The 8,577-nt window shown below is 35.0% G+C and carries 8 protein-coding genes; 1 reads left to right on the forward strand and 7 read right to left on the reverse strand.

The window, feature by feature from the left end:
• Positions 1-163, reverse strand: a 163-nt coding sequence (locus tag GX311_10865; GenBank protein NLK16883.1) for a peptidylprolyl isomerase, incomplete at its 3' end; no start/stop codon positions are given.
• A gap of 160 nt (positions 164-323) precedes the next feature.
• On the opposite strand from GX311_10865, the gene GX311_10870 reads away from it, so the two are divergent.
• Positions 324-980: a deoxynucleoside kinase gene (locus GX311_10870; GenBank protein NLK16884.1), complete on the forward strand. Its 657-nt coding sequence runs from the start codon at positions 324-326 to the stop codon at positions 978-980.
• A 220-nt stretch (positions 981-1,200) separates the two neighbouring features.
• Here GX311_10870 and GX311_10875 read toward each other — a convergent pair whose 3' ends face one another.
• The 6 genes from GX311_10875 to GX311_10900 form a co-directional block, all read right to left on the reverse strand.
• Complete coding sequence (locus GX311_10875) at positions 1,201-2,277, reverse strand: hypothetical protein (protein ID NLK16885.1); 1,077 nt, start codon at positions 2,275-2,277, stop codon at positions 1,201-1,203.
• A gap of 53 nt (positions 2,278-2,330) precedes the next feature.
• The gene (locus tag GX311_10880) at positions 2,331-3,536 is read right to left on the reverse strand and encodes a CPBP family intramembrane metalloprotease (protein NLK16886.1); all 1,206 of its coding nucleotides are present in this window, start codon (positions 3,534-3,536) and stop codon (positions 2,331-2,333) included.
• Between the two features lie 219 nt (positions 3,537-3,755).
• On the reverse strand, positions 3,756-4,406 hold the full coding sequence (locus GX311_10885) for a hypothetical protein (protein NLK16887.1): 651 nt from the start codon (positions 4,404-4,406) through the stop codon (positions 3,756-3,758).
• Between the two features lie 293 nt (positions 4,407-4,699).
• Positions 4,700-5,287, reverse strand: a complete 588-nt coding sequence (locus GX311_10890) for a hypothetical protein (GenBank protein NLK16888.1) — start codon at positions 5,285-5,287, stop codon at positions 4,700-4,702.
• Between the two features lie 215 nt (positions 5,288-5,502).
• Positions 5,503-7,713, reverse strand: a complete 2,211-nt coding sequence (locus GX311_10895) for a peptidase domain-containing ABC transporter (protein ID NLK16889.1) — start codon at positions 7,711-7,713, stop codon at positions 5,503-5,505.
• 157 nt (positions 7,714-7,870) lie between these two features.
• Entirely contained in the window at positions 7,871-8,449 is a 579-nt protein-coding gene (locus GX311_10900; GenBank protein NLK16890.1) for a hypothetical protein, read from the reverse strand.
• Between the last annotated feature and the right edge of the window lie 128 nt (positions 8,450-8,577).

Consider the following 8,577-nt stretch of genomic DNA (forward strand, 5'->3'; position numbering starts at 1 on the left):
CCTGTATTACAAAGTCGGGTATTACTCTGTGGAAACGCAATCCATCATAAAATCCACTCTCTGCAAGCTTGCAAAAATTTGCTACCGTATTTGGAGCATCTTTTTCAAAAAACTCAACTGTCATCACCCCTTTTTCGGTGTGTATTTCGGCTTTTTTTGTCATTTTTTAACTCTATTTAAATTTTGTGCAAAGCTACAAAATTGTTTTAACAATCGTTAAAATTGATACGTAATTGAATTAAATTATTTTCAATTAACTGTATCAATAGATCATTGTTTTGTACTAAGTTTGTGTAATTAATAACAGATAACTTTTAATGACAATGCAACTGTACGTAATAGAAGGCAATATTGGCGCAGGGAAAACCCTGTTAACAAAGCTATTGGCTGAAAAATATAATGCAAAAGCTGTTTATGAACAGTTTGCCGATAATCCGTTCTTACCAAAGTTTTACAAAGAGCCTGACAGATATGCTTTCCCATTAGAACTTTCGTTCCTCGCCGATAGATATAATCAGTTGAAAAAGGAGCTGGCACCCGATTCTGCCGACTCGCTTATTATATCAGATTACTATTTTTCAAAATCATTAGTCTTTGCAAGAAAGACATTGACTGACGATGAGTATAATCTTTATTTTAAGTTGTTTAACCTTATTTTAAACCAATTGCCAAAACCCACGATTTACGTTTACCTGCATAGAAGTACTTCAGAGCTTTTGAAAAATATAAAAAAACGTGGTCGTGATTATGAAAAGAGTATCACAGCTGATTACCTGAAAAGTATCGAAGAGGGTTATTTCGATTACCTATCGCAACAGACAGAGTTTCCAGTATTAATATTTGAATGCGATAAGCTTGATTTTGAAAATAACAGAGAGCATTTGGACTTTATTGATGAGAATATATTCTGTAAACATCATGAAAAGGGAGTTAAAACAATTAGCAATGTTTGTAGTGAGCGAAGTCGAAGTAAGCAATGAACAATGTGCAATTGGGCTAAACCACAGTCAATTAGTAATTAGTTGTTAACAATTAATTTGTTTATAGGACAGCATGTGATTAACCATAGGCTTGTGTCTATGGGTGCGCAACAACACATAACTCGCTTACAGTAGCACTTTTCAGTAAAAACAAAACAATCTACGATTAAATGATTGTAAATATGTCAATTATAATTGTTCATTGCTAATTGCTAATTGCTCACTGCTCATTGTTTAACTGTTTGTTTATAAACTCCACAGTTTCCTGTAAACTTCGAGCTGAATTATATCTATTATCTATTTTATCGAGCTCACAATTGCATCTGCTTGTTTCTAAAATTGTTATATAACCCATATAATCAATATTATCGGTTGTCCTATAGCGTGCAGCTCGCCGTAAAAACGTTGGATGAAGGGTGTTGTTTGACGAGTACTCTATAAATGTACTAAGCCCCATAATGTAATGCTTAAACCGCTTAACATATAGAGGTTCAGTTAAGTTAAAGTACCATTCAAAAGTTTTTAGTTTATCATTATAGAAGCAAATCTCAGAAACTTTATAATGACTATTTTTCGGTCCAATATAAAAGTGTGTACTATCTTTTATCGACCAATCGCGTTTAAAGGAAGCCTTTTTACTGTTAAAGTTTTTCCATCTATGGGATTTTTCTAATAAAATATTTTCTTTTAGTACTTTGTCAAGACTAAAATAAAAAAACAGGTGGTCAAATTTGTAAGGAGACCTTCTTTTATTTGTTCTATTGGGTGCGTGTTTATAACTATCGATACTACAAATATATAAATTGCCCCAACCTGGTTTTAATTTATTGCTAACCCGCAATAAACCCTTTAAACTCTCAACCTCGCCAGTTTTTAGGTTTTTAAGGAACATCTCAAAATCATAAAAAACAACAGTATCACTTTGCATAAATAACGCATGAGACGAGTCTCGAAGCTGTACAAGATGTTTTCGAGCGTCATAATTATCAGCCCTTACTACAACCCCTTGTAAGTCAGTTGTACTCTCCAATTGAATTGTGTTGTTATTTACGGAAGACAAATTTACGATAGAGTCTTTAAAGCCAACTCTGTGACATCTAATTTGCTCTATCTTATCGTCTAAGTGAGCAATACCGTCGTCATTTGAAATGGCAATAAGCTCTAACTCCTTTAAAACCAATACATCTTTTATTGGACTATTTAGCTTATCGGTAAAGACAACAAAACGGTTTTGCGAAAAAAGATTGTGGCTGAATAAAAAGATAAGAGTAAAAGTGATTAAAAGTGATTGTTTCATAACTGTTTTATTTAAAACTGGGAAGTTGAAAAATAGCTTTCATTGATATTTTATTAACGAAGTTTGTTGTGAGTTTTTATTCCCTTGTTAAAAAATGACACCCTCATTAACTCTCCATCTTTTTCAAGCGAAATGTTAAGTATTGAATCACTATTAATTGTTTCAATAATTTTTGAATGAGAGTTCATTTTTAAAATACTTGTATTAAAAACAATTGTTTCATTTGATGAAATTTCCTTTGATAGTTTGACAGGCAAGTTTTTGTGCGTTCTTAGATAATTTACAAGGTCGTAAAGAGTCATTAAACCGTAGTTGTTCGGTAGCTCTGAAATACCACTGTTTATTTTAATAATATGGGCTTTAATTATAGTTGTGTCTGAACCTATGTTTGCTATTTTTTGTAAATCCCTTATCAACTGTTCTATTGAAATTTTTTCATTAGGCTTCGAAAAGGCAGTTAGCTGGTATTTGTTTAATGAATTAACTTCGCTCGCATAAATTATTTCGTTGTTGAAAGGAGATATATTAGGGATCAATTCAGGTAGTGTTGATATAACCTCAATAGTGTCAAGATTATTTATGTTTTTATTTTCACCTGATGAGAAAACAGAAATTTCTGTCAGCTGGGCAGTATAAGTGTTATTTTCAAATTGAATCAAAGACATATTCTGGTTAGGGAAGAAAATTAAAGGGATCATTGCAATAAAATTGTTAACGGAATGAGCTAAAACACACAAGAAAAAATTAAATTTCAGTCCAATAAAAGACAAAATTAGCGATAACCCGAAGTAAGGTATTAAGTTGACAATGCATAATGAGCTATCAATATTACCGTAATGCATAAAAGCAAAGATTAGTGAAGTTATTACTGCATTTATTATTGTATTTTTTATCCAAAAGAAACAGAGAAATAAAATCAATGCAACCAGAGCAAAAATCAAAAAACTTTTTGAAATTTGAAAAATTATTAGAGAAATACCTATTAGTGAAATAATATAAGTAAATCGTTTTTTCATTGTCCATAACCTAAAGACTATTTCTTCAAGAAAAGGAAAAACTATTATGGTAAAACTTATTATTTTTAAGGGTGTTAGGTCGGAGAGGTTTGTCAAAACAGGACTCTGGAAAGAATAAATATCGTTTTTAAATTGAGAAATATAGTAGATGTTGAAAAGTGTTCCTAAAACAAAAAAGATTAACCCCAAGATTAATATAACCTTATGTTCATATTTTTTTTTATTTGATAGTTTGTTTGGCATATCTGTATAATTTTAAATGAGGCTGTCTCAAAAGTAAAATTTAACTAAAAAGTGGCAAGGTGTCTCAAATTGTCCAAATGCAAGGTACTGAGATTGAGGTCGAGGGAGCGTACACAAAGCGATGCACTGAGCAAAGCAGAAGTGTACGTGACTGAGTCTGAATATCGAAGTAACGCAGCAGTTGGGCACTTATGAGACACCGCCTTAATTTGACTATGGTTAGGGGCAAGTAATACATGAAGCACTACAAGAATTGACAACACTGCACATTCCGTTTTCTGTGCATCCTGCTACATCCGATGCAATCTGATTATCACAATAATAATCTACTCCAGCGGAAATAAGCAAAGCAGCACCCCATACTAAAACCCAGGGAAATTTGTCATTCGCATTTAATATTTGACCAACTTCTATATTTCCTAGAAAATTTTGAAGTGCTAAACCACTATCCAAATAAGTTAGTTCAATAACTCTTTCTGATGAACCTGTTATCGTCATTACCACATTGTTCATTGATTGTTCTCTTATTAAAAAATTAAAAACATTCTCTCTGTTAGATACAACGACATTATTGTCATTTATATCAGAAATGGTAATATCTCCCAAACCATCATAGTTTATATAAAAGTTTCCAACAAACATTTCTCTTTCTGGTTCATATTTGTCTCTTTTATACCAGCTAAGTTTTCCACGCAAATCGTCTCCTTTAATAACATTAAGGACATTATCATAACTGTATTCTATCTGAATTTGATTTGTAGGAACCTTTTGGTGTTTTTGGGTTACCTGTGGATTGTTTTCACTTTCTTTACTACATGAAATAGTTGCTAAAGCAAACATTATAGCGATACTATAAATTGATAATTTCATTTTATTCAAATTTTGTTTCCCTTCAACAAATTTAATTTCAGGGAAAAGTTAATATAAAATTGGCAAGTCATACTTTTTATGAGATTAACTCGGCCTGTCTATTCGCTCGTTTGTTTACGTAAACTATCTTAATTCGCTTTTCTTTTATATTGCGCACCTATAAAATACTCGGCTCGTTAATTCTGTTTTTAATTTCTTTTGTATAATGCAAAGATATATTGCATTTGTAAGACGGTTTATAATCAAAAGATAATCTTTACATAATCTCTGCATAATCTTTATATAATCTCATCTTATTTTCTCGCTTTTTCAATAACCCACATCATAATGCTCTGTTTTTCAAGTAAAATCTTACCGGGCACTGTTATTGGCTTATCCAATAGAATGTTAGCAGAGATTTTGTCTATTGGAGCGAGCGTAGCCTGTTGCCAGGCACTTTGCCTTGAAACCTTTACTGTTTCTGAAATAGTCTCAATCTCATACTCTACGGGGAAAGGTAGCTCTAACTGTGAGTTAAGTGCTACTCCTGCAAACTTATCCATGTTTTTTATCGCATTTTGTGGAATGCGTGTTGAATAGTGCAATGTTCCGTCATCGGTTTGCGTTACGGCAATCTCAATGTCTATGGTGGGCTGATAGGGTATAAATGCCGCTATCCCAACCAAAACTAACAAAGCACCGCCTATTATCATTATTCCGTAGCGTAACAGTGCGGGCGGAACCTGCCCAATGATTTTACGAACCTTCGCAATACGAAGCTCAGGCTGTCTATATCTATCAATTTTATCGCGGTACTCGGAGAATAGCCATTCTGCCGTTTTTCGCTTTCCTGGCAATTTAATCCTATTTATTATTTCTGCTTTTGTGATTGGTGGTTTCATTGTTATAAAGTTAAAAGTATATAAGGTTAAAAGAAATTAGCTGTTGATTGTTATGGGATGTTTCATAACGAATATTCAATTGAAAAACAGAAAGGTGTTTCAGAAGTGTCCAAATGCAAGGCACTGAGATTGAGGGCGAAGGAGCGTACATGAAGTACGTGACTGAGCCCGAATATAGAAAGTAACGTAGCAGTTGGACATTTATGAGACACCGTTTAATTTCCAAGCTCCAATTGGTTCTTAACCAACTCATAATATTTTCCTTTCTTTTGCGTAAGCTCTTCGTGTGTGCCTGTTTCGGCGATATGTCCGTTATCGAGGACAACGATTTGGTCGGCATTTTTTACCGTGCTCAATCGGTGTGCAACTACTATAACGGTTTTATCTTTGTAGAACTCTGCCAAGTTCTCGACTATAGCTCTCTCATTATTAGCATCTAAGGCGTTGGTGGCTTCATCTAAAAAGATAAACGGCGGGTTTTTATACACGGCTCTGGCTATCAAAATTCGTTGCCGTTGTCCCTGGCTAACGCCTTGTCCGTCTTGTCCTATCAGGGTGTTGTATCCGAGTGGCAGTGCCTCAATATAATCGGCAATATTAGCCACTTGTGCTGCATAGCGAAGTCGTTTCAGGTCAATCTTGCTATCAGCAGGAGCGATATTGCGGGCAATGGTGTCGGAAAAGAGATAACCCTCTTGCATTACCGCGCCACACTGCTCGCGCCACCAAATAAGGTTAAATCGTTCCAAGTCTTTGTTGCCGACCTCTATTACTCCCTCATTGAGCGCGTAATAGCCCAAAAGCAGTTTGACGAGTGTGGTTTTTCCGCTTCCGCTCGCCCCAACAATGGCTGTTACCTTGCCTTGCGGAATATCTAAATTGATACTGTCTAACACATAGTTGGGTCTTGTTCCATCGTACTTAAAACATAGGTTTTTGATTTTCAACGAACGATCTTCGGGAAGATCACACAAGATTCGGTTCTCGTTCTCCTCGTTTTTTTGCGTGTGGATTTCGTTCATTCTATCTAAGCTAATGCTAACATCTTGCCAGCTGTAGATAAAACCCATTATCTGCTCTACAGGAGTGTTTAACTGCCCGATAATGTATTGAATAGCAAGCATCATACCCAATGTTAGATTTCCGCTGATAACGGCTGTTGCGGCTAAAACGGTTATAATAATGTTTTTCAACTCATTTATCAGGATACTTCCGGCTTCTTGATTTTGTTGCAACGACAGCGACTGCATATTTACATCAAAAAGGTCGGCTTGCACATCTTCCCACTCCCAACGTTTGCGCTGTTCGCAACCTTGCAGTTTTATCTCCTGCATGCCGTTAATAAGTTGATATACAATGTTTCTGTTTATCCCTTGCTGCTCGAAATATTTATAGTCCAATATTTTCCGTTTTTTTAGGAAAACCATTATCCACAAGCCGTAAAGTATGCTTCCTGCAAGGAAAACCAAGAATATTGACACATTGTAGATAAATAGAACGATGCCAAAAATAATGAAACTAAACACCGAAAAGAACATATTAAGCGTTTGTACGGTCAGAAATCTTTCTATACGTCGATGATCTTCAATGCGTTGTAGCAGGTCGCCCGTGAGCTTTGTATCGAAAAACTTCATCGGTAGTTTCATCAGTTTGATAAAAAAGTCGGATATAAGCGAGATGTTGATACGTGTACTGATATGCAACAAGATTTTTCGGCGGATAAAGTCAATAGCAGTACGGCTGAAAAGCAACATCGTTTGGGCAATAAGCACCAACCAAACAAAGCCGATATCTTTGCCATTTATCCCAACATCTACGATAGCCTGCGTTAGAAATGGAAATATTAGTTGCAGTATGCTACCTAAAAACAGTCCAAGTATTAGTTGCGTAAAAAACCGCTTATATTTTACCAAATATTTCCAAAGGAATTTCAGTCGATTCTCCTTTTTTATGGCATCGCCCTCTTTTTCGTAGAACAGGGCTGTAGGCTCGAATAGTAGTGCTACTCCCTTCTCCTCTCCGCCTGTTTGTGTGCTTATCCAGTTTTCGCAAAAATCATCTTGCGTAAATCGCATACGTCCTTTCCCTGGGTCTGCCACATAGACATCGTAGCCATTTTTCTTCGATTTTTTTATAGCATACACCACTACGAAGTGATCTTGCCTCCAGTGCACTATACACGGTAGCAAGGCTTTTTCTGCCAACATCTTGAATGTGATACGACCGCCCAAGGTACGAAAGCCAATATTTTCCGCAGCACGACTAATGCCGAGCAACGATACTCCTTCGCGACTTATATACGAGTTGTTTCGCAAGCCGTTGATATCGTACTCTTTGCCGTAGTGCTTGGCTATCATGCCGATACATGCGGGACCGCAGTCCATTGCGTCGGGTTGGCGAGTAAATGGGAATTTTTTTATACTCATTTTTATATCCCCTTTTTAAAAGATAGTATCTTATCTTTTAGAGAGTTCTACCATTTTTTTTTGAAAAATAAAACTACCCAAGTTAAAAGAAAAGGTTGAAGTGTTTACCTCAACCTCTTCTTCAATTAGACAACATATAACATTTTTATATTGTATTCTAATTCATTAGTATTGCAACTATAGCTACAGCAACAACCGAACTTACACATGTAGTAATTGTCTTCCATTCTGGCTCTTCAAGCCAAAGGTATCTATCAAGTCTGCCGAAATTGATTTTTAGTAAATCGTCAGTTAGTTCACTTTGGTCGAACGCTACAGCTTCTACATCATACATTCTTGTAGCTCTGTTAAATTTGCAGTTAACTTCAAGAATAACTTTATCGTCGTGATAATACTTCCAGTTTTTCTTTTTCTTAACCTCTTTAACAACTACGCTGTTTTCAGGGAAAGTGATAGTTTTGCCTTTACGAGTGGCAACAACGTTACCTTTGGAATTTTTTAAAGTTTTACCTTTTATTAACGTAGCATCTTCTCCCCTGACGGTCAATGTCTTGCCTTCCTTTATATCTTTAACAGTTATAAAGGGTTCATCTTTACTATCTGTTACTACAAATTGTTTGGCATAGTGTCTGTAAACAGGCACGGAGGCTTTGTAAGTAACATTTTGAGATTTAATAGGATGTAACAACAATGTACTGAATGTTGCAGTTAAAAAAAATGTTAATACCTGTTTCATGACTTTTTAAATTAAAATTAATATTAATATTAAAGTATTAAGTGTCCCCTTTTATTAGGACAGTTTTTTTAATTTGTTAATATTTTATTTTTCAAAGAACTTAAATCTTTAACTTTGCAAAGTTAAAG

It is taken from the genome of Bacteroidales bacterium (assembly GCA_012519055.1).
Classification (GTDB): domain Bacteria; phylum Bacteroidota; class Bacteroidia; order Bacteroidales; family Salinivirgaceae; genus JAAYQU01.